This window comes from Arthrobacter sp. MDB1-55, from assembly GCF_059092925.1.
On record NZ_JBNHID010000001.1, the window covers coordinates 338,214 to 358,642 of the forward strand.

The window sequence follows — 20,429 nt, forward strand, 5'->3', positions numbered from 1 at the left end:
TGCCGAAGTCAGTAGAGTCATCCTCACTGGTTATAACCAGTGACAACCATCACTGTGATGCGCTGGAGTCCGATTGTCAACCCGCGCTGCGGAAATACGGTCCACAGTCCAGCATCACCGACGAAGGAGGAGACATGTCCAAGGCCGAAGACATCCTGGCGGCACTCGGCGGAGCAGATAACGTCGAGGAAATCGAGGGCTGCATCACGCGGCTGCGTACTGAGGTGATTGACTCCTCGCGCGTCAATGAGGCCGCGTTGAAAGCAGCCGGCGCACACGGCGTCGTGGTCGCCGGAACCGTGGTTCAGGTCGTCGTCGGCCCCGAAGCGGACAGCCTCGCCGATGACATTCAGGACCTCATGTGAGTCCTGAAGTAGAGGAGGGCGCACAGGGAGCGTTGACGGTCGCTTCGCCGCTTCCCGGCGTCGTGCTCGCGCTGAGCGAGGTCCCTGACCCTGTGTTCGCCCAGGCACTGGTGGGAGACGGCGCTGCCGTCATGCCGGAGGACGACGCCGGTGTGCTCACCGCTGTGGCCCCGGTGGACGGGCGCGTGGTCAAGGTCATGCCTCACGCCTACATCGTCCAGCACGCATCCGGGCCGGCTGTCCTGGTGCACGTCGGAATCGACACCGTGCACCTGAAGGGAGAAGGCTTCACAGTCCGGGCTGCCAAGGGCGACGAGGTCCGGACGGGGGACCCCATGGTGGACGTCGATGTGACTTTCCTGCGCGGCCGGGGGCTCAGCCCGTGCTGCCCCGTGGTTGTGCTCGATTCGAAGCAGGGGACAGTGGCGGTGGGCAACCCCGGAGCTTACGTCCTGGCCGGACAGCCCCTGTTCAGCCTTCCGCAGGTGTGAGGGTGCCTGGAAGCGGCCCGGCATCGGGAGAGCTCAAGCACCTTCGTCTTCGCCGGGAACTCCAGGAACTGGCGCGAACGCTGAAGCCCGGCGAAGCGCTGCCCGGTGAACGGCAGCTCGAGGAGATGTTCGAGGTCTCCCGGATTACCGTCCGCAGGGCCATCTCAGACCTTGTCCGTGACGGCGAACTGGTTCGTGAGAAGGGCAAGGGAACGTTTGTTTCCCACGGCATGGTGCGGTCGGTGCTGCACCTCGCCTCCTTCAATGAGGACATGCGCGCCGCCGGCTTCGTGCCCAGCACCCGGGTGATCACGGCCGACCTCGATGAACCGCCCGAAGGTGCCGTTGCACATCTGCGACTGCGGACGGACGAGTCGGCGTACCGGCTGCGCCGACTCAGGCTCGCCAATGATGCGCCGGTGAGCGTGGACGAATCATGGCTCCCTCCCGCGTTGCTTCCCGACCTGCTCGCCGAGGACCTCACCGGCTCGCTCTACCGGGTGCTGTCCACCTCCGGCCACCCGGTACGGCGGGTGGAACAGACCGTCCAGGCCAGTGCCGCCTCCGAGGAGATAGCGCCGCTACTGGATATCGCTCCGGGTGCCCCCGTCCTGCTTTTCCACCGGCGATCCTTCACGGGCCCGGAAGGACCCGGAGTGCCCATCGAATACTCAATTTCCACCTACCGGTCCGATCGCTACCAGATCTCGATGACGCTCGCACAGTAGGACCTCCTCCGGGCCGTTGCACCGGTTCCATACCGCGACATACTGGGGTCATGGACAAGCTCACCAGCAAGCAGATTCTCGATGCCGGGCTCGACGACTGGCGCCAACTCGCGCAGGGCATTCACGCCCGCTTCCGGACCGGCAGCTTCACCACAGGCCTGCGGTTCGTGACTGCCGTCAGCGATGCCGCCGAAGCCGCCAACCACCACCCGGATGTCACCCTCACCTATCCTCACGTCGACCTGAAACTGATCAGTCACGACGCCGGTGCCCTGACGCAGCGGGACGTCGACCTCGCGCGGGCCATCAGTTCCATCGCACGGGAGCGAGGGCTGACGCCGCAGCCCGAGACGCTCGCCGAGGTGGAACTCGCGCTGGATACCGCCGCGCTGGCCGCCGCTGGACCGTTCTGGGCGGCGCTGCTCACAGGTGACGCCGGCAATACGGCCGGTGACGACGTCGTCGATCCCTCAGGCCGTGTGCCGCTGCTGTGGTTCCAGGGCACCGATGCCCACGAAACTCCACGCCAACGGTTCCATCTGGACGTATGGGTTCCCCACGACATGGCGGAGGCCCGCATCGCAGCTGCTGTTGCTGCTGGTGGAACCGTTGTCGATGATTCGCACGCGCCGTCCTTCACGGTGCTCGCCGACGGTGAAGGAAACCGGGCCTGCGTGTGCACCGTGCTGGAGCGCTGACGGGCTGCAGAAACAGTCGTGGAACAGCGCGACCCGCATCGCCGTTGTACCGGTAGGTAAGTTCAACAAGGAGAACAGGTGCACAACCACTTCAACGGAGCCAAGACGGCCCTGCTTTTCGGTTCCCTCATGGGCATCTTCCTGCTGTTCGGGGCCGTGGTCGCATCGGCGACGCGCAGCTCGGCATTCCTCTGGATTTTTGCGCTCATCGGCGTGGGCTCGATCGCGTACAGCTACTGGAACAGCGACAAGCTGGCTATCCGGAGCATGAAGGCCGTTCCGGTGACCGAACAGCAGGCACCGGCGATGTACCGGATCGTGCGTGAGCTGAGTACCAAGGCGGGCAAGCCGATGCCTCGCCTGTACGTTTCGCCGACCATGGCTCCGAATGCCTTCGCCACCGGCCGTAACCCGGAGAACGCAGCGGTCTGCTGCACCCAGGGCATCCTGCAGATTCTGAACGAACGGGAATTGCGCGGTGTCCTTGGACACGAGCTGATGCACGTCTACAACCGCGACATCCTGACCGGGTCCGTTGCTGCCGCCGTCGCCGGCGTGATCACGTCAGTGGCGCAGATGTTCGCCTTCACGGGCATGATGGGCGGCAACCGCAATTCGGGCGGTAATCCGATCGCCGCACTCCTGCTCGCGTTCCTCGCACCGCTCGCCGCAGGACTGATTCAGATGGCTATCGGCCGGACGCGCGAATACGACGCAGACGAGGACGGCGCCCGCCTCACCGGTGACCCGCTGGCCCTCGCTTCGGCGCTCCGCAAGCTCGAGCGCGGAACCCAGCAGGCGCCGCTGCCCCAGAGCCAGCAGTTGGTGAACACCTCGCACCTGATGATTGCGAACCCGTTCCGCGGCGGCGGCGTCCAAAAGCTCTTCGCGTCCCACCCGCCCATGGCGCAGCGGATAGCCCGCCTGGAGGGTATGGCGGGCCGGGCGATCCAGTAGTTCCTGGAGCTTCCCCGGTCGGTGGGAGATCCCATCGAACTCACACCTTCGGTGGGACTATCCGGACTATCCCGCTGATCCCGGCACTTCGCCGGGATACTCCACCACGTACGACGACGGCGACGCACCCAGGAAGGGGAGCGTCGCCGTCGTCGTGGGTGGCTGGTTTTCCTAGCGGAAGTTGACGAACTGCAGGTCAGCCTCGTCAAAGTTCTTGAGCAGTGCCATCGTGGCCTGAAGGTCATCCCGGGACTTGGAGCTGACACGCAGCTCGTCGCCCTGAATCTGGGACTTGACACCCTTGGGCGCTTCATCGCGGATGAGCTTGTTGATCTTCTTGGCAACGTCCTGGGCGATGCCCTCCTTAATGGAGGTTTCCAGGCGGAACTCCTTGCCGGAAGGGTAAGGCTCACCGGTATCGAGGGACTTCAGGGAGATGCCGCGCTTGATCATCTTGGACTGCAGGACGTCCAGCACCGCGAGGACGCGCTCTTCCGAGTTTGCCTTCATGAGAATCTTCTCGCCGCTGAAATCGACCTCGGCTCCGACGCCCTTGAAGTCGTAGCGCTGGGCGAGTTCCTTCTGCGCCTGGTTCAGCGCGTTGGCGACTTCCTGCTTGTCTACCTTGCTCACAACGTCGAATGTGGATTCGCTGGCCACCGTTGCCTCCTTCTGGGTTGGTGTTTTCCTGCTTCTACCCTAATTCACAGCTTCACAACAGGCGGCTCCCATTACCGGGTGAAAGCGTGGAGATCACGGTGTTCTCAGGAGGAACTTTTGACCGCGCAATCGCGTCGCTATTTTGTTCGTGCTCGTCATGCTGTCGCTGGGTCATTGATCATGGCCGCATCGCTGACCGGGATCGGGGCGGCGCCGTCGGTTGCTTCCTCGCCCATAGTGACGAGACCGCAGGAACCGGATGCCGAGAACCGCACGGTGACGGACCGGCTGGAGGGTGTCCGGACTGAGCTCGAGAACGCTGTCGCGCTGGGGCTTGTCACTGCTGACCAGGCAGGAAGTTTCTTTGCACAGATCGAGCGTCGGATAGCTGCCGGCCTGTGACTTTGCCCCGCCAAACCACCGATTCGATTCTGGGCGGGATGTTCTGTAAAGTTGTTTTGCCTGCGGACGGCGATCCGCAGGTGGTCTTCTTGAAGAGAATTCTTCGAGGGACGTTCGGCAGATTACCCGAGCGGCCAAAGGGGGCTGACTGTAAATCAGCTGGCACTGCCTACGGGGGTTCGAATCCCTCATCTGCCACTCGCCACGAAAGGCCCGCACTCCAGGGAACTGGGTGCGGGCCTTTTGCTTTCCATATTTCCGCCCTGTGATTGCCCGACGATCGATCGCATCACGAACGCCTCCTGACGGTCTCGTTGTACCAAGCAACCTCGCGCTCAGCGAACAGGAGGCGACATCCAGGCCGATTCTCGTTAGCGTGAAGATATGGCAACTATTGACATCACAGAGGCAACCTTCCCCGAGACTATCGAGTCGAACGACATCGTGTTCGTCGATTTCTGGGCTGAATGGTGCGGCCCGTGCAAGCAGTTTGCTCCCGTGTACGACGCCGTCTCCCAGCAGCACAGCGACGTCACGTTCGCCAAGGTGGACACAGAAGCCGAGCAGTCGCTCGCCGCGGCAGCAGGCATCACCTCTATCCCTACGCTGATGGCATTTCGCGAGAAGGTCCTCGTCTTCTCCCAGCCGGGCGCACTGAACAACAGCCAGTTCAGTGAACTGGTTGACGCCGTCAAGGCACTGGACATGAAGGAAGTCCACGCTCAGGTCGCCGAGCAGCAGGCCCAGGGCACGCAGCCGCAGGCATAACAAGCTTCACGACAAAGGCTCCGGCTCTCATCGACATCGGGAGCCGGAGCCTTTGTGCCTTTCGGACGCGAGCACAATCGTGCAGGTTCCAGTGCAGTCAGGGGTGGACGGCGGAGCAGAACCACGGAAGCAGGGGTAGCTGAAGGGCCCGGCCGGCCAGAAGGTGCAGGATTGCGTCCGCGTCCGAACAGAACCTACCGCCGCCGGTGGTCCTCCGGCGAGAGCCGCGGACCGTAGGCCTGCTTCCGGAAACCGCTTGCGTAGAGCATCCGGACGACCCGTTGGCGCTGCCCTGCCCAGGGTTTGAGCAGTTCAATCATCCCGGCGTCATCCGTGCGCTCACCGGTGAGCGCCGCTCCCACGAAGGCCGCGAGGTGGAAGTCCCCGACCGAGATCGAGTCGGGGCATCCGTGCGTCCGCTGCAACACTTCAGCCGTCGTCCACACCCCGATCCCCGGAATCGAGCACAAGCCGGCGGATACTCCGGCAGCATCCAGCGACGCCAACCGCTCCAGCCCGGACGCAACGCCGGCGGCCCGCAAAGCTGCAGCCGACCGTTTGGAATCGACCCCGGCCTTATGCCACTCCCACGACGGAACCCGCCGCCACTGCGCCGCCGTCGGAGGCAGCCGCAGTTCCCGGGGGGCACCCGGAACAGACGGTGCAGGATCGCCGAATCGGGTCACCAGGTACCGCCACGCACGCTTTGCCTCGAGCCCCGTCACCTTCTGCTCCAGAATCACGCGCACGACGGCGTCGAGCATCCTCCCGGTTGCCGGTAACCGGACACCGGGCTGCAGATAGCGGCCCTTCCGCGCCAACTCAGGCAAACCGGCTGAAAACCCGGGAGAATCGAACAAGCTCCAATCATCGTGGAGTCCGATCAGCCGGGGGACTGAATCAAGCGCAAGGACAGCACCGGGACCCCAGGCGGTCGCATGAATGGAAGCAGAGCGCAGCCCGCCTCGGTGGCTGAGGCGGAGGGTGGCAGCGCCGTCGTCGTTCCGGAAAGCAAGCCAGACCGCTCCATCCCGGAAGATGAGCGTGGGATCGCCCGGGCCGCACTGCAGCGGGCCCACCGAGGCCAGCAATGAGTAGGCGCCCTCCGGCTCCAGAACTGCCGACAGAGCGGCCGGAGCGGAAGCGGTGAGGGTCATGCCGTTAATGCTCGCACGTACCCCCGACAGTTCGCCCGTCCGGGACTGTCACACTCGCGCGGTAACTTGTTAACCATGAAGTTTGCCAACTCCGTCGTGGATCTGATCGGTAACACCCCACTCATCAAGCTCAACAAGGTGACCGAGGGGATAGCCGCAACGGTTCTGGTGAAGGTGGAGTACATCAACCCCGGCGGTTCGGTGAAGGACCGCATCGCGGTGAAGATCATCGACGCGGCAGAGCGGGAGGGCAAGCTCAAGCCCGGCGGCACCATCATCGAGCCCACGTCCGGGAACACCGGCGTCGGGCTTGCTCTGGTTGCCCAGCAGCGCGGGTACAAGTGCATTTTCGTGGTCCCCGACAAGGTGGGCGTGGACAAACGGAATGTCCTTGCCGCCTATGGTGCCGAGGTCGTGGTCACTCCAACGGCTGTGGCGCCGGACAGTCCGCAGTCGTACTACGGCGTCTCGGACCGGCTCACCCGCGAGATCCCGGGAGCGTTCAAGCCTGACCAGTTCTCCAACCCCAACGGCCCACTCAGCCACTATGAGAGCACCGGGCCGGAAATCTGGCGGGACACCGACGGGCGGCTCACCCACTTCGTGGCCGGCGTCGGCACCGGCGGCACCATCAGCGGCACCGGCCGCTACCTCAAAGACATCTCCAAGGACCGGGAGTCGGGACCGGTGCGCATCATCGGTGCTGATCCGGAGGGCTCGGTCTATTCCGGAGGCACCGGGCGTCCCTACTTCGTCGAGGGCGTCGGTGAAGACATGTGGCCGGATGCCTATGACTCCTCGGTTCCGGACCAGATCATTCCAGTGAACGACGCCGAAAGCTTCGCCATGACGCGCAGGCTCGCCCGTGAGGAGGGACTCCTGGTGGGCGGCTCGTCGGGCATGGCGGTCGTGGCCGCGCTGCGGGCGGCCAAGGACCTCACAGCGGATGATGTCGTCGTCGTCCTCCTGCCCGACAGCGGCCGCGGTTATCTGGGCAAGATCTTCAACGACGACTGGATGAAGTCCTACGGCTTCATGGACAGCGGCGACGAGGCAACGGTCGGCGAAGTCCTCCGCTCGAAGAATGGCGCTCTCCCGGACCTGGTGCACACCCACCCCAACGAGACCGTTCGCGACGTCATCCAGATCATGAACGAGTACGGAGTCTCCAACATCCCGGTCCTGTCCCAGGAGCCGCCCGTGGTCATGGGTGAGGTCCTCGGATCGGTTGACGAGCGGCTCCTGACCGAGAAGATCTTCCACGGCACGGCCAAGCTCACCGACAAAATCTCCCAGCACATGGGGGAGAGAATGCAGATCATCGGATCGCTGGAGTCGGTGACCACGGCGCGTGAACGACTGCAGGAAAGCGACACGCTGATGGTGACGTTCGTCGGGGCGCCCGTGGGAATACTTACGCGCCACGACCTGCTGACGTACTTGAGCAGCTAAAACCCCCTTACGTTTGGAGAGCATCCAGTGACTTCAGGAAACGGCTTCAACACACGCGCTGTCCATGCCGGGCAGACGCCGGATCCAACCACAGGTGCGGTCATTCCCCCGCTGTACCAGACCACCACCTTCGCCCAGGACGGCATCGGCAAGCTGCGCAACGGGTATGAGTATGGTCGCGGCACCAACCCGACCCGCGACTCGCTGCAGGCTCAGCTCGCCGCCCTGGAGGGAGCCGCGCACGCGTTCAGCTTCTCGTCCGGGCTTGCGGCGGAAGACGCCCTGATCCGCGCTGCGCTCCGTCCCGGCGATCACATCGTGCTCGGCAATGATGCATACGGCGGCACCTACCGTCTCATCGACCGAATCCTGTCGGAGTGGGGGATCACCAACTCGGCAGTCGACATGTCGGACCTCGACGCCGTTGAGCAGGCGGTCGCTTCCGGAAACACCCGCATGGTCTGGGTTGAGACGCCGTCCAACCCGATGATGAAAATCACGGACATCGCAGCTATCGTCTCCGTCGCGAAGAACGCGGGAGCACTGCTGGTCGTCGACAACACCTTTGCCTCTCCCTACCTGCAGCAGCCCCTCTCCTTCGGCGCTGACGTTGTGGTGCACTCCACCACCAAATACATTGGGGGCCACTCCGATGCCAGTGGCGGCGCCGTCGTACTGAATGATGCGGAGTTGGCCGAGAAGGTGGGTTTCGTGCAGTTTGCGGTCGGCGCGGTTTCCGCGCCCATGGAAGCGTGGCTCACCACGCGCGGGCTGAAGACCCTCGGGGTCCGCATGGACCGGCACAGCTCCAACGCCCTCGCGATCGCGGAGTGGCTCTCCGGCCGTGCGGAAGTGGAGCGGGTCTACTACCCGGGTCTGCCGGACCACCCGGGGCACGACCTCGCTGCCCGTCAGATGCGGAACTTCGGCGGAATGATCTCGGTGTCGTTCAAGGGTGGTGAACAAGCTGCGCGCACTGTCGCGGAATCCACCGAACTGTTCACGCTTGCGGAGTCCCTCGGCGGGATTGAGTCCCTGATGAACTACCCGTCGGAAATGACTCACGCCTCGGTGAAGGGGACGGAGCTCGCCGTACCGGAAAACCTCGTGCGCCTCTCCGTGGGTATCGAGGACGTCGAAGACCTTATCGCGGACCTCGAGAAAGCGTTCACGAACCTCTAACGGGAACCTACGGCAGCGAACCTCTCAACAACAGTTGCGGTTGTCGGCATACTGGGTCGCATGGACACACAGGTTGATCTTGGTCCGGCAGCGGCGCATCTGGCTGCTCTGGTGAAGGGCGTCGCTGATGAGCAGCTCGCACTGCCGACTCCGTGCCGGGAGTACCCCGTTGAGGTCCTGTTGCAGCACATCGACGGGCTGTCACTTGCCTTCACCGCCGCGGCGGCAAAGGACCTCGGACCGATGACGTCCGCGCCGCCAACCGGTGAAGCTCCGCCGCTGGGTGAAGCCTGGCGCCGTCGTATCGAAGCTCAGCTGCAGGGGATGGCTGAGGCGTGGCGTGCCCCCGACGCCTGGGAGGGCATGACCCAGGCCGGGGGAGTCGACCTGCCGGGACCGGTAGCCGCGATGGTCGCCGCCGACGAACTCGTCATCCACGGCTGGGACCTCGCCCGGGCGACCGGCCAAGCCTTTGAGTGCGATCCCGGCGCGCTCGGCCTTGCAACCCAGTTCGTGGAGGCGATGTCCGCCCCCGGCGAATCCCGCGACGGGTTATTCGGCCCGGCGGTTCCGGTGCCAGGCGGCGCCTCCGAACTCGAACGCGTCATCGCTCTCAGCGGCCGGGACCCCCACTGGACGACGGCCGGCTGACCACTGTCAGCGCTTCCGGAAGGGACTGACCGTCCGGCTGGCTAGCCGCACCCACTTGTTCTGCGGCTTGGGGCTGATGCGCTGGAACCAGGCGGTCGACGTCGGCAACCACATCAGCACCACCCCGATGAGCATGACGGCGGAGACCACGGAAAGCCCCGGTGTCCTGCGCACGAGGATCGGAACGCCGACGATGATCGCGATGGTTGTCAGAAGTTCCCGGGCGCCGCGCTTGCCCCGCCTCAACCCCAGTACCAGGGTCAACTGAACAAGTGCGATGCTTCCCAGCAGTGCGCCGAGGCCGATAAGCCCCGCCCGGTCAATCTCCTGCGAAGCCGCCGACAGCAGGAATGAGCCCGCGGCAATCAGGAAAAGTACGCCGACCAGCGCCGCCACGGCGATCGCAGCCCGGATGGTAAGCGGCCGCGGGGGAAGGTCCGGGCGGGGCTTGCGTGCCATGGATCAGCGGGGGGCGACGACGCCGGTGCGCGCGTCTTCGTCGTAGCGGTAGACCTCTTTGCCGCCGATCCAGACAGTGAGGGCACGCTGCATGACGTCCAGCGGGTCACCGCTCCAGAGCACGATGTCGGCGTCCTTACCCGGCTCCAGGGAACCAATGCGCTCTGCCAGCCCGAGCACCTTTGCGGGGTTGATGGTGATGGAGCGCAGCGCCGTAACGGGGTCCAGGCCCTCCTTCACGGACAGCGTCGCCTGGTGCACGAGGAAGTTGATCGGGATGACCGGATGGTCGGTGATGATTGAGATCTCGACTCCGGCCTTCGCCAACTTGCCCGGATTGGCAATGGAACGCCCGCGCAGCTCCACCTTCGACTTCGTGGTGAACAGCGGACCGATCAGGACCGGTACGCCGCGCTCGGCCAGCACGTCCGCGAGCAGATGCGCTTCGGTGCCGTGGTCAAGGACCAGGTCATAGCCGAACTCGTCAGCGATGCGCAGCGCGGTTGCGATGTCGTCCGCGCGGTGCGCATGCTGGCGCCAGGGGATCTCGCGTCGCAGCACCATGGCCAGTGCCTCCAGCTTGGGGTCCCGGGCGTTCTCGTCCGCCTTGCCCATGTAGTTCTGGGCGTCCATGAAGGCCTTGCGGATCACCATCGCGGTGCCGAGGCGGGTGGACGGCGTCTGCTTTTTCTCCCCGTACACACGCTTGGGGTTCTCGCCGAGAGCCGACTTTAGCCCGCTGGGGGAGCGGAGCACCATCTCCTCGATATACCGGCCGTGAGTGTGGATAGCGACGGCCAACCCTCCGATGGGGTTGCCGGACCCGGGATTGATGTTTACGGCTGTCACTCCACCGGCAAGGGCGTCGTCGAAGCCGGGGTCGAATGGGTTCACGGCATCCAGAGCGCGGACACCGGCGGTGACCGGGTCGGTCATCTCGTTGGTGTCATCGCCCGCCCAGCCTTCGCCCTCTTCGTGCGTACCCAGGTGCACATGGGCGTCGACGAAACCGGGAAGAAGCCATTTGCCGGCGGCGTCGACAACATCCGCCCCTTCCGGTGCCGCGACGTCGGCGCCGAGCGCGGAGATCTTTCCGTCTTCCATCACGACGGTGCCATCGAAGGGTTCACCCTCGATCGGGACGACGTGCGCGTTGATGAATGCTGTGACAGTCATGGGTGGAGACCTTTCGCCGATGATGGGGGTCACACTCAAACTTACCGTCTGCCTACACTGATGCGATGATGCGACGATCAGCCCTGGTGACAGGTGCAGGGCGAACCGCGGGGCTGGGTGCAGGAATAGCCCGTGCACTCGCTGCTGACGGATGGGACCTGGTGCTCTCCTACTGGCACCCTTACGACCAGCGCGTGAACCAGGCCGAGGATCCGTACGGGGAGCTCCGTGACCTGGCGGCGGAACTGGAAGCGATCGGATCGCGGGTGACGCTCCTGCCTGCGGACCTTGAGCAGCCGGACGCTGCCGAAGCCCTCATCCAGGACGCAGCAGAGCTGGGGCCGCTGACCGGGTTGGTGCTCTCGCACACAGAAAGTGTTGACTCGTCCATTCTCGACACGACCCTGGAAAGCTTCGACCGTCACTTCGCGGTCAACGTCCGCGCGGCCTGGCAGCTCATCCGCGCCTTCGCACTGCAGTGCCCGGACGACGGCGGCGCCATTGTCGCACTGACAAGTGACCACACCGTGCATAACCTCCCGTATGGTGCGTCAAAGGGCGCGCTGGACCGCATCGTCATCGCCGCTGCCCGCGAACTCGGCGGCCGGAACATCAGTTCCAACGTGCTCAATCCGGGTCCGGTGGATACCGGGTGGATGACCGATGACGTGCGCGAAGCGCTTACCCGGCAGCAGCCAACCGGAAGGCTGGGCACACCGGCGGATGTGGCCGGCGTCGTCGCCTTCCTCCTCTCACAGCAGGGACGCTGGATCAGCGGTCAGCTCGTCAAGGCTGACGGCGGGTTCTCCGCCTGAAGTTCCCGTCGGAAGCAGCCGGTTAGGATCATTCCATGACTGCTGGTCTCCTTCTCGCCGTGTGCCGCGTTCACGCCCTGCTGCCTACCAGGGACTCCACCGGCGTCACCGCTATCGACAAACGGGCGGCCGAAGGGCCTGTGAAGGTGCACCCCCTCGGAATCACCGGCGACATCCAGGCCAGCCGCAAACACCACGGCGGTCCGTCCAAGGCCGTGTATGCCTACTCCCAGGAGGACGCCGACTTCTGGTCAGCAGAACTGGGACGCGAAATGGAGCCCGGCAAGTTCGGAGAGAATCTGCGCGTCTCCGGAATTGAGGCGTCGCACGCGGTCATCGGCGAACGGTGGCGTATCGGGGAGGTGCTGCTGGAAGTGACCGAGCCTCGGACCCCGTGCGTCAACTTCGCCCGCTACCTTGGTGAGCCGAACTGGGTGAAGCGCTTCGCGGGCGAGGGCCGGATCGGCACGTATCTCCGCGTGGTCAAGGGCGGCCAGATCGAGGCGGGGAACCCCGTCGTCGTCGAACACCGCCCGGCGCACGGTGTGACCGTCGGCCAGCTTTTTGCCGGTCTCTCGCCGGAGCAGGCGGACAGGCTGCAGGCAGCGCACGACGCCGGGGCCAAGCTCACCCCCGACGTCACCAAGGTGCTCGCCCGCGTGCAGGCGCAGCGCGCGCCGGCACAGCAGGTTTCCGCCTAGCCGCTGGGTGCCGGACTGCGTGCCTAGGTGCGTGATTCCGGCCGGGACCTGCGGCGGGGGAGCCAGGGACGGGGACGAGTGTCGATCTCGCTGGGCAGCGCGGTCTCGATGCGGTCGTCCACCTGGTCGCCGAAGTGCTCGCTGAAGTTCTCGGACAATTCACTGGTGACGCTTTCGCCGATCTCCCGCTGCAACTCCTCCCGGCGTTGACGACGTTCCGCGCGCACCAGTAATTGGTGCTCGGCATGTAGGGCTTTGTAGAGACTGATGCACATGCCGATAATCACCACGCTGATGGGTAGCGCCGTGAGGATCGATCCGGTCTGAAGGGCAGCAAGACCGCCGGCGAGCAACAGTGCGATCGCCAGGGCTCCTTCCAGGGAAGCCCATAGCACCCGGCTCCACTTCGGTGGATTGGTCTCGCCGCCGGAGGCGAGCATGTCCACCACCAGGGAGCCGGAGTCAGAAGAGGTGATGAAGAAAATTGCCACCAACGCGATGGCAATGACGGACAGAAGTCCGCCCAGGGGCAGGCCCTCGAGGAGATTGAACAGAACGTTCTCCGAGACGATGCCTTCCGCGGGATCGAACAGTCCGCCGTTGAAGTCCTCGAATGCGCGATCGATTGCGGTTCCGCCCATGACGGCGAACCAGATGAAACTGACCATCGAGGGAACGAGCAGCACGCCTAGTACGAACTCGCGAACAGTGCGCCCGCGGGAGATACGGGCGATGAAGAGGCCAACGAACGGCGCCCAGGACATCCACCATCCCCAGTAGAAGATGGTCCAGGAGCCCTGCCAGTCGCGGCCTTCCTGTCCGGCGAACGCGCTCGAATCGAAGGTCAGTCCCACGACGGACTGCAGGTAGCCTCCGAGCGCCTGGACGAACTCTCGGAACAGGAAGAGTGTGGGGCCGAGGAGCAGGACAGCGATCAGGAAGACCCCGGCCATCCCGAGGTTGATGTTCGAGAGCCACTTGATGCCCTTGTCGACCCCGCTGACCACGGAGAAGATGGCGATGAAGGTGATGACGATGATGAGCCCCACCAGGAGCGCATCAGAGGTCTCACTGAACGCTCCCAGTTGAACCAGTCCTGCCGAGATCTGCTGCACTCCGAGCCCGAGCGAGGTTGCCACACCGAAGACGGTGCCAACAATCGCGATGATGTCGATGACGTCTCCGACACGTCCGCGCACCCGGTTGCCTAGGAGCGGCTCAAGGGCCCAACGGATGGAAACCGGCCTGCCCTTGCGGTGAATGGCGTAAGCCAGCGAAAGGCCGACGACGGCGTAGATGGCCCACGCGTGGAAACCCCAGTGCAGGTAGGTCTGCGTCATGGCCGCGTTCGCGAGATCCCTTGCATCCCCCTCGACCCCGGGCTTGGGGTTGACGAAGAAGTTCAACGGCTCCGCTGCGCCCCAGAAGACGAGACCAATTCCCATCCCGGCAGCGAAAAGCATCGCAAACCAGGAGAGCAGCTTGAACTCCGGCTCGCCGTCATCCTTGCCCAGCTTGATATCGCCGAACCGGCTCAGCCCCATCCACACGGAGAAGACAACAAATCCTGCGACGGCAAGAATGTAGTAGGGGCCGAAGACCGCTACCACTCCGGTCTGTGCGGCTGACAGGACAGACCCGGTGCCCTCGGGAAAGACAATTGCCAGCAGTGCGGCAGCGAGGATGATGACCAGAGCGGGCCAGAAGATCCTCGGAGCGAGAATCACGCCCTTGCGGCCGCCTCGCTGCTTCCCGGACGACATTTCCTCCGCGGATGATTCCCGTTCTGATTTCATGACGACCCTTCAAAGCTGCGAGCTGTGAGCAAATTCGGATCACCAGTTTTTCGCGCTTGGATAGGCATTGCAAACGAGCGGTAGATCGCCCGATCGCAACCTGTGGGCATCCTCACGCCCGGGACGGCGCCGAAGTGGGGAACCGGATCAGGCGAGTACGCTACACTTGAAACATCCCCCACACCGGTTTTCCCTTTATTCCTGCCCTGAAGCGGCATGGATTGGTTGTGTTGGGGCCCGCAGCGATAAGCAAAGCGGGCAGATTCATTCAGGGAGCGCCGGTCATCAGAACATTGCACTTCACCGCTGTGAGAGCGGCCGAAGCTGGAATGTAAGGTCCTGCCGCGGGATTGAAACAGCGCTGGATTTCCTGTTCATACGGCTCATCGCAGCCGCCCGGCTCCTAGTGAAGGTCAACTTCCCCATGCCTGAAAACCTGTCCCCTGACGCCTCCGTCACCCCCGAAACCGAAACTCCGGACGTGAAGTTCACCGACTTCAACCTGGATGGCCGCGTCCTTGCTGCCCTCTCCGACGTCGGCTACGAGAAGCCTTCGCCGATCCAGGCAGCCACCATTCCGGCCCTGCTTGAAGGGCGCGACGTCGTCGGTCTGGCCCAGACCGGAACCGGTAAGACCGCAGCATTCGCCATCCCGGCACTGTCGAAGATGGCCGAGCTGGCAGACCTCAACGGTCCCGCGAAGTTCACGCAGGTCCTGGTCCTGGCTCCGACCCGCGAGCTCGCGCTCCAGGTTGCCGAGGCCTTCACCTCGTACGCCAAGCACATCGACAACTTCACCGTGCTGCCCGTCTACGGCGGTTCCGCCTACGGCCCCCAGCTTGCAGGCCTGCGCCGCGGCGCCCAAGTAGTTGTCGGTACCCCGGGACGTGTCATCGACCACCTGTCCAAGGGATCGCTGGACCTGTCCAACCTGCAGTACCTCGTGCTCGATGAAGCCGACGAGATGCTGCGCATGGGCTTTGCTGACGACGTGGAGCAGATCCTCGCCGGAACCCCGGAGGACAAGCAGGTCGCGCTGTTCTCGGCGACCATGCCGAGTGCTATCCGCCGCATCGCCCAGAAGTACCTGAACAACCCGCAGGAAATCACGGTCAAGTCCAAGACCACTACCGGCGCCAACACACGCCAGCGGTTCCTGCAGGTCATGGGCCCGCACAAGCTCGACGCCATGACCCGCATCCTTGAGGTCGAGGACTTCGACGGAATCATCGCCTTTGTGCGCACCAAAATGGCCACTGAAGACCTGGCGGACAAGTTGCGTTCCCGGGGCTTCCAGGCCGCTGCCATCAACGGTGACATCCCGCAGCAGCAGCGTGAGCGCACCATCGAGGCATTGCGCGACGGCAAGATCGACATCCTCGTTGCAACGGACGTCGCAGCCCGAGGCCTCGACGTCGAGCGCATCTCGCTCGTGGTCAACTACGACATCCCGCATGACACCGAGTCCTACGTGCACCGCATCGGCCGCACCGGCCGTGCAGGCCGTTCCGGTGACGCCATCCTGTTCATCACGCCGCGTGAGAAGTACCTGCTGCGCTCCATCGAGAAGGCAACCCGCCAGCCGGTGGAACAGATGCACCTGCCGTCGACGGAGGCCGTCAACGAGCTGCGCCTGAACAAGTTTGCGGAGCGCATCACGGAGACCCTCGCCACCGAGGACGTCTCGATCTTCCGTGACCTGATCGCGAACTACGAGGATGAGCACAATGTGCCCGCGGCGGAGATTGCTGCTGCACTGGCCGTCATGGCTCAGGGCGGAAACCCGCTCCTGGTCAAGGACATCCCGCAGGCACCTGTCGGTCAGAAGGAACGCGCAGGCGGACGCAAGGACGCCTTCGGCTCCCGCGGCCCCACGCGCACCCTCACCGAGGGCAATGCGACCTACCGCATCGCAGTCGGCCGTCGCCAGCGCGTCATGCCCGGCTCCATCGTTGGCGCCATCGCCAACGAAGGTGGACTATCGTCGTCGCAAATCGGCGGGATTGACATCCGTGCGGACCACACCCTGGTCGAGCTCCCAGCCGAGCTTTCCAAGGACCAGTGGCGTGCGCTGTCCAAGACCCGCATCGGCGGCGAGCTGATCCACCTCGAGCTGGACAAGGGGCGCCGCCCCAACCGCGAGCGTCCCGCCGGCGACTTCAAGAAGCCGCACCGCAAGGGGGACGGCGACTTCCGCGCCGAGCGCTCCCACGGCAGTGACTTCCGCAGCGAGGGAACGCACAATGACCGCGGCTTTGGCTCCGACGACCGCAAGGCCCGTCACAAGAAGGGTGCCGGCGCCGGCACCGGCCGTCGCGACAAGTGGTGATTTTGCTCTCCCTGTAGGGAACTAGAACGACGCCGGTCTTCCGCAATTGCGGAGACCGGCGTCGTTGTTTCTGGGGTCGGTTCAGCTCCCAAACGGGCCCCTGGGGCTCGATTTTTCAGCACGCGATTTAGCTGGTAAAGTTTTCTGCTGTTGCCCCCCTAGCTCAGTGGTAGAGCGCGTTCTTGGTAAGAACGAGGTCACCGGATCGATTCCGGTGGGGGGCTCGAAATGGGAGGCCCGCTGAAGATCGTAAGATTGAATGCGGGCAGTCTCATTTGTGGCGGTGTAGCTCAGCTGGTTAGAGCGCACGACTCATAATCGTGAGGTCGCGGGATCGAGTCCCGCCACCGCTACAGATACCAGGCCGGCGGCTCAGAGAGCTGTCGGCCTGCTGTGTTTTCGGCTGGTCCCGCTGCGGGCGGGCTGTGGTCAGCCTCCTTATAGTATGGGCCCGAGGCACATCGACAGGACAAGGAACCATGACTGATAACGATTCGGCCTGGGGGCCGGGCGAAAACCCGGAAGATTTTCCGACCCGCGCAAGCCGACGCCGCTCCGGACGTGAACCGGGCACAGGTCCCATCTCGGAAGTCCCTCGGTTCGCGGACCGCCTGACACCCGCACCGCAGGCTGCCCAGCCGGTACCAGCGCAGTCCCCGGCGCCAGCCCAGCCGGCACCAGCCCAGTCTCCGGCGGCAGAGCCGGTCGAGGACACAGTCCGCCGCCCGGTGCTCGACATCCGTTTCGACGAGTCAGCCCACAGCGTCCGGACCATGTCGGTCCCCGTTGTTCTTCCCCAGCAGGCACCGGTCGCGGTGAGTACGGTGCCCCCGGCACCGGTGGCAGCCCCTTCCGCAGCATCCGAGGACGCAATGCAGTCGGAAACGGGTACCCGAACCACGACGCCGGTCACTGAGGTGCCGGTTGTTCCCACCGTCCCGAGCGCTCCCGCCGATCCTCCCCGACAGACGCGGAGGCAGGAAGAGGGCCGACGTCGTTCCTTCCTCGCCGCAGATAACGGCACTATCCCCGCAGAAACGGGACTGCGGGGGCTGCTCTCGCGCCTGGGCATCCGTATGGCCCCGTCACAGCGGGAGCTCACTGCACGTGCCCATACCCGCGCCGTGAGCCAGCACTGGCCCGGCCCGCGCACCATCTCCGTGGTGAACGGCAAGGGCGGCGCCAACAAGACCCCGACCACCGTGATGCTTGCCGCCGTCTTCGCGCGGAACGGTGGGGGACCGGTGCTCGCCTGGGACAACAACGAAACCCGCGGCACCCTCGGCTGGCGGACCGAGCAGGGCCCGCACAACTCCTCGGTCATGGATCTGCTGCCCGAGACCAGCCAGCTGCTGGCACCCTCGGCGCAGTCCGCGCTGCTCGCCCGGTATGTCCACCACCAGACGGAAGACAAGTACGACGTCCTCCGGTCCAAGCCGGACGTGCTCGCCTCCGAACAGAAGATCACCGCTGACGACTTCGACGCTCTCCACGAGGTGGCGTCCAAGTATTTCCGCCTGAACATCGTCGACTCCGGGAACGATGAAACGGCAGAGCGCTGGCTGCGCATGATTCACCACACCGACCAGCTGGTGATCGCTACCACCACGCTTGAGGAACATGCGGAAGCCGGCGCCCTTTTGCTCGAGGCGCTGCGCGGCCGCGGCGGCAAGTACGCCCAACTGTCGCAGAACGCCGTCGTCATAGTCAGCCAGTCGGACAAGAACGGTACCGCAGCGCAGGCGCAGCACATCGCCGATGGATTCGGACAGCTGGCCCGCGCGGCAGTGACCATCCCGTACGACGTGGCCTTGCTGAAGGGCCGCATCCGATGGGGGGCTCTCAAGCCGGCGACCCAGAGCTCGTGGCTCGCCGCCGCCGCCGCTGTTGCCGACGGGCTCTGATACTCAGCTTGCTTATCATTCCGATCATTCCTAGGCTGGATATGCAAGCCAACGGAATGGAGGAAGCATGACTATGCACGATATTTCGGGCAAGAAAGTGGCCTTCCTGCTCACGGACGGCGTCGAACAGGTCGAGCTGACCAGCCCCTGGGAAGCCGTCAAGGGCGCCGGTGGAGTGCCAACGCTCGTAGCCCCCAGCGAGGGTTCAGTGCAGGGCTTCAACGGCACCGAGAAGGGCGATACGTTCCCCGTCGACCTCACGGTGAGCCAGGCGAAGGCTGAGGACTTCGACGCGCTGGTACTGCCCGGTGGAGTCGTCAACGCCGATCACCTGCGCGTTGACAAGGACGCGCAGGCCTTCACCCGCAGCTTCTTCGAGCAGCACAAGCCCGTCGCGGCGATCTGCCACGCGGCGTGGCTGCTCATTGAGGCCGGTGTGGTGAGCGGACGCTCCATGACGTCCTACCACACGCTTGAGACCGACCTCAGAAATGCCGGCGCGCAGTGGACCGATGATGAGGTTGTGGTGGACCAGGGCTTCGTGACGAGCCGTAACCCCGATGACCTCCCGGCCTTCAACGACAAGGTGCTCGAGGAGATCGCCGAGGGTCCGCACGAGGGGCAGACCGCCTGACCCTCCTCCTTTGTTTCGCCCGGCTGCCCCGTCCCTGACGGTTTGCGTGGCGGCCGGGCGGCTTCAACCACAGGTCCGGTAGCGTGGCGACATGCTTACCGGACCTTTCCTGTGCCACGGCGTGTCCTGGAGCAGGTCCGGCCCATCACTGACGCTCGCCAGCCCGCAGGGCGCTGTGACGCCCATGCCTCTGACCGGTCTGCCGACTTTCCTGGGCTTCCGGATCCTCAGCCGCAGCGGAGAGCGGTTCTGCCTCGGTTATTCCAAGGCGCTTGGCGCCAACGGACGCCGATCCTTTCCCTGTCCCGAACAACGGACGGCTGACCGCGGTTACCAGTGCGGACCCTGCTTCGCCCGGGACGACTTCCGGTTCATGCACGACGTGCACCGCTCGGGTGTGGCGCCCGAGGGCCTCACCGCCTACCTCGCGCAGGACCACTGGCTGTATGTCGCCACATTCGCTGACGGCTCCACCAAGGTGGGCACGGCATCGGACCGCAGCAAGTGGACCCGGCTCGCGGAACAGGGAGCCGTCGTCGCCCGCTACGTTGCCCACGCCGAGGACGGCCGCGTTGTCCGGGTCCTTGAAGACGCAGTCACCCGGCATGCCGGCCTGCCGCAGGCTGTGCGGTCGGCAACGAAGACTGCCGCGCTCTTCCGCCCCCTGGCATCGCCGGAAGTGGACAAAGAGAACCGGGAGGCCGCCGGCGTCGTCCAGGCCCTGCTTGCCCAGGGGATGGATATCGACGGGTTCGAGGCGGTGGAGGAGCAGTGGGAGGCACCGGAAAGTTGGCCCGTGGTGCTCACGGCGCGGGCGCCGGTCTACCCTCTCAGCCTTGACGCCGGGGACCACGGGGGACGGGTGCTGGCGCTCCTCGGGCAGACCGCGCTGTTCGAGCTTCCGGAAGCTCGCTTCCTGCTGAACCTCACATTGTTGCGCGGACGCCGTATTGAGCTTGGCGAATTCCGGTCCGCGCCGGTTGCCGTCCAGGACGAGTTGTTCTGAGGACTCCGCCCGGGAATCCCACACGAGGGGGAAGGCGGATGTGAAGCACCTGGGGAAACACTATTCGCTGGGCAAACACAGGTTCGGTTAGGCTTACC

General features: G+C 64.7%; 21 protein-coding genes and 3 tRNA genes. 19 read left to right on the top strand and 5 right to left on the bottom strand.

Annotation, left to right across the window (positions count from 1 at the left end; all coding sequences use genetic code 11):
* Positions 1-134: 134 nt before the first annotated feature.
* From AC5RU3_RS01635 to htpX, 5 genes are all read left to right on the top strand, one after another.
* Positions 135-365, top strand: coding sequence for a PTS sugar transporter subunit IIB (locus AC5RU3_RS01635; protein ID WP_309071224.1), 231 nt, complete (start codon positions 135-137; stop codon positions 363-365).
* Positions 362-856, top strand: a complete 495-nt coding sequence (locus tag AC5RU3_RS01640) for a PTS sugar transporter subunit IIA (protein WP_493964716.1) — start codon at positions 362-364, stop codon at positions 854-856. The genes AC5RU3_RS01635 and AC5RU3_RS01640 overlap by 4 nt, the downstream gene beginning before the upstream one ends.
* A gap of 2 nt (positions 857-858) precedes the next feature.
* Complete coding sequence (locus AC5RU3_RS01645; protein WP_309071226.1) at positions 859-1,584, top strand: GntR family transcriptional regulator; 726 nt, start codon at positions 859-861, stop codon at positions 1,582-1,584.
* A 50-nt stretch (positions 1,585-1,634) separates the two neighbouring features.
* Entirely contained in the window at positions 1,635-2,282 is a 648-nt protein-coding gene (locus tag AC5RU3_RS01650; RefSeq protein WP_493964717.1) for a 4a-hydroxytetrahydrobiopterin dehydratase, read from the top strand.
* Between the two features lie 78 nt (positions 2,283-2,360).
* A complete protein-coding gene (htpX, locus tag AC5RU3_RS01655; protein ID WP_458115480.1) occupies positions 2,361-3,239 on the top strand; it encodes a zinc metalloprotease HtpX in 879 nt (292 codons plus the stop codon).
* 171 nt (positions 3,240-3,410) lie between these two features.
* Here htpX and AC5RU3_RS01660 read toward each other — a convergent pair whose 3' ends face one another.
* Positions 3,411-3,899: a YajQ family cyclic di-GMP-binding protein gene (locus AC5RU3_RS01660; protein WP_309071229.1), complete on the bottom strand. Its 489-nt coding sequence runs from the start codon at positions 3,897-3,899 to the stop codon at positions 3,411-3,413.
* 180 nt (positions 3,900-4,079) lie between these two features.
* Here AC5RU3_RS01660 and AC5RU3_RS01665 point away from each other — a divergent pair, with 180 nt between their 5' ends.
* The 3 genes from AC5RU3_RS01665 (at position 4,080) to trxA (ending at position 5,069) form a co-directional block, all read left to right on the top strand.
* Positions 4,080-4,301 (top strand): hypothetical protein, encoded by a 222-nt coding sequence (locus tag AC5RU3_RS01665; RefSeq protein ID WP_493964718.1) that lies wholly within the window; start codon positions 4,080-4,082, stop codon positions 4,299-4,301.
* A 116-nt stretch (positions 4,302-4,417) separates the two neighbouring features.
* A tRNA-Tyr gene (locus AC5RU3_RS01670) sits at positions 4,418-4,499 on the top strand.
* A 186-nt stretch (positions 4,500-4,685) separates the two neighbouring features.
* Positions 4,686-5,069, top strand: coding sequence for a thioredoxin (gene trxA / locus AC5RU3_RS01675; protein WP_493964719.1), 384 nt, complete (start codon positions 4,686-4,688; stop codon positions 5,067-5,069).
* 194 nt (positions 5,070-5,263) lie between these two features.
* Here trxA and AC5RU3_RS01680 read toward each other — a convergent pair whose 3' ends face one another.
* Entirely contained in the window at positions 5,264-6,226 is a 963-nt protein-coding gene (locus tag AC5RU3_RS01680; protein WP_493964720.1) for a DNA-3-methyladenine glycosylase family protein, read from the bottom strand.
* Between the two features lie 75 nt (positions 6,227-6,301).
* On the opposite strand from AC5RU3_RS01680, the gene AC5RU3_RS01685 reads away from it, so the two are divergent.
* Genes AC5RU3_RS01685 through AC5RU3_RS01695 form a run of 3 tightly spaced genes read left to right on the top strand, consistent with a single transcriptional unit; the run spans position 6,302 to position 9,511 of the window.
* Positions 6,302-7,678: a cystathionine beta-synthase gene (locus tag AC5RU3_RS01685; protein WP_309072652.1), complete on the top strand. Its 1,377-nt coding sequence runs from the start codon at positions 6,302-6,304 to the stop codon at positions 7,676-7,678.
* Between the two features lie 27 nt (positions 7,679-7,705).
* Complete coding sequence (locus AC5RU3_RS01690) at positions 7,706-8,860, top strand: cystathionine gamma-synthase (RefSeq protein ID WP_493964721.1); 1,155 nt, start codon at positions 7,706-7,708, stop codon at positions 8,858-8,860.
* Between the two features lie 60 nt (positions 8,861-8,920).
* Positions 8,921-9,511 carry a TIGR03086 family metal-binding protein gene (locus tag AC5RU3_RS01695; protein ID WP_493964722.1) on the top strand — a complete coding sequence of 197 codons (591 nt, stop codon included), beginning with the start codon at positions 8,921-8,923 and terminating at the stop codon, positions 9,509-9,511.
* Positions 9,512-9,517: 6 nt separating this feature from the next.
* Here AC5RU3_RS01695 and AC5RU3_RS01700 read toward each other — a convergent pair whose 3' ends face one another.
* A complete protein-coding gene (locus AC5RU3_RS01700) occupies positions 9,518-9,970 on the bottom strand; it encodes a hypothetical protein (protein WP_493964723.1) in 453 nt (150 codons plus the stop codon).
* A 3-nt stretch (positions 9,971-9,973) separates the two neighbouring features.
* Positions 9,974-11,146 carry an amidohydrolase gene (locus AC5RU3_RS01705; RefSeq protein WP_309071458.1) on the bottom strand — a complete coding sequence of 391 codons (1,173 nt, stop codon included), beginning with the start codon at positions 11,144-11,146 and terminating at the stop codon, positions 9,974-9,976.
* Between the two features lie 65 nt (positions 11,147-11,211).
* Between AC5RU3_RS01705 and AC5RU3_RS01710 the strand changes: the two genes are divergently transcribed.
* Positions 11,212-11,961, top strand: a complete 750-nt coding sequence (locus AC5RU3_RS01710) for an SDR family oxidoreductase (RefSeq protein WP_309071457.1) — start codon at positions 11,212-11,214, stop codon at positions 11,959-11,961.
* 35 nt (positions 11,962-11,996) lie between these two features.
* The gene (locus tag AC5RU3_RS01715) at positions 11,997-12,662 is read left to right on the top strand and encodes an MOSC domain-containing protein (protein ID WP_493964724.1); all 666 of its coding nucleotides are present in this window, start codon (positions 11,997-11,999) and stop codon (positions 12,660-12,662) included.
* A 23-nt stretch (positions 12,663-12,685) separates the two neighbouring features.
* Here the strand turns inward: AC5RU3_RS01715 and AC5RU3_RS01720 are convergent, their stop codons facing one another.
* A complete protein-coding gene (locus tag AC5RU3_RS01720; protein ID WP_493964725.1) occupies positions 12,686-14,458 on the bottom strand; it encodes a BCCT family transporter in 1,773 nt (590 codons plus the stop codon).
* A 424-nt stretch (positions 14,459-14,882) separates the two neighbouring features.
* Here AC5RU3_RS01720 and AC5RU3_RS01725 point away from each other — a divergent pair, with 424 nt between their 5' ends.
* The 6 genes from AC5RU3_RS01725 (at position 14,883) to AC5RU3_RS01750 (ending at position 20,331) form a co-directional block, all read left to right on the top strand.
* A complete protein-coding gene (locus AC5RU3_RS01725; protein WP_309071454.1) occupies positions 14,883-16,787 on the top strand; it encodes a DEAD/DEAH box helicase in 1,905 nt (634 codons plus the stop codon).
* A gap of 152 nt (positions 16,788-16,939) precedes the next feature.
* Positions 16,940-17,011, top strand: a tRNA-Thr gene (locus AC5RU3_RS01730).
* A 55-nt stretch (positions 17,012-17,066) separates the two neighbouring features.
* Positions 17,067-17,140 (top strand) — tRNA-Met (locus tag AC5RU3_RS01735).
* 126 nt (positions 17,141-17,266) lie between these two features.
* The gene (locus AC5RU3_RS01740; RefSeq protein WP_309071453.1) at positions 17,267-18,691 is read left to right on the top strand and encodes a MinD/ParA family ATP-binding protein; all 1,425 of its coding nucleotides are present in this window, start codon (positions 17,267-17,269) and stop codon (positions 18,689-18,691) included.
* A 67-nt stretch (positions 18,692-18,758) separates the two neighbouring features.
* Positions 18,759-19,325 (top strand): type 1 glutamine amidotransferase domain-containing protein, encoded by a 567-nt coding sequence (locus AC5RU3_RS01745; protein ID WP_309071452.1) that lies wholly within the window; start codon positions 18,759-18,761, stop codon positions 19,323-19,325.
* 91 nt (positions 19,326-19,416) lie between these two features.
* Positions 19,417-20,331 (top strand): DUF2797 domain-containing protein, encoded by a 915-nt coding sequence (locus AC5RU3_RS01750; RefSeq protein WP_458115469.1) that lies wholly within the window; start codon positions 19,417-19,419, stop codon positions 20,329-20,331.
* Positions 20,332-20,429: the final 98 nt, after the last annotated feature.

Coding starts and splice junctions, on each gene's coding strand:
- AC5RU3_RS01750 (WP_458115469.1), top strand. CDS start 19,417: ATGCTTACCGGACCTTTCCTGTGCCACGGCGTGTCCTGGAGCAGGTCC.
- AC5RU3_RS01715 (WP_493964724.1), top strand. CDS start 11,997: ATGACTGCTGGTCTCCTTCTCGCCGTGTGCCGCGTTCACGCCCTGCTG.
- trxA (WP_493964719.1), top strand. CDS start 4,686: ATGGCAACTATTGACATCACAGAGGCAACCTTCCCCGAGACTATCGAG.
- AC5RU3_RS01710 (WP_309071457.1), top strand. CDS start 11,212: ATGATGCGACGATCAGCCCTGGTGACAGGTGCAGGGCGAACCGCGGGG.
- AC5RU3_RS01650 (WP_493964717.1), top strand. CDS start 1,635: ATGGACAAGCTCACCAGCAAGCAGATTCTCGATGCCGGGCTCGACGAC.
- AC5RU3_RS01720 (WP_493964725.1), bottom strand. CDS start 14,458: ATGAAATCAGAACGGGAATCATCCGCGGAGGAAATGTCGTCCGGGAAG.
- AC5RU3_RS01700 (WP_493964723.1), bottom strand. CDS start 9,970: ATGGCACGCAAGCCCCGCCCGGACCTTCCCCCGCGGCCGCTTACCATC.
- AC5RU3_RS01680 (WP_493964720.1), bottom strand. CDS start 6,226: ATGACCCTCACCGCTTCCGCTCCGGCCGCTCTGTCGGCAGTTCTGGAG.
- AC5RU3_RS01745 (WP_309071452.1), top strand. CDS start 18,759: ATGACTATGCACGATATTTCGGGCAAGAAAGTGGCCTTCCTGCTCACG.
- AC5RU3_RS01635 (WP_309071224.1), top strand. CDS start 135: ATGTCCAAGGCCGAAGACATCCTGGCGGCACTCGGCGGAGCAGATAAC.
- AC5RU3_RS01685 (WP_309072652.1), top strand. CDS start 6,302: ATGAAGTTTGCCAACTCCGTCGTGGATCTGATCGGTAACACCCCACTC.
- AC5RU3_RS01725 (WP_309071454.1), top strand. CDS start 14,883: ATGCCTGAAAACCTGTCCCCTGACGCCTCCGTCACCCCCGAAACCGAA.
- AC5RU3_RS01740 (WP_309071453.1), top strand. CDS start 17,267: ATGACTGATAACGATTCGGCCTGGGGGCCGGGCGAAAACCCGGAAGAT.
- AC5RU3_RS01665 (WP_493964718.1), top strand. CDS start 4,080: ATGGCCGCATCGCTGACCGGGATCGGGGCGGCGCCGTCGGTTGCTTCC.
- AC5RU3_RS01705 (WP_309071458.1), bottom strand. CDS start 11,146: ATGACTGTCACAGCATTCATCAACGCGCACGTCGTCCCGATCGAGGGT.
- AC5RU3_RS01695 (WP_493964722.1), top strand. CDS start 8,921: ATGGACACACAGGTTGATCTTGGTCCGGCAGCGGCGCATCTGGCTGCT.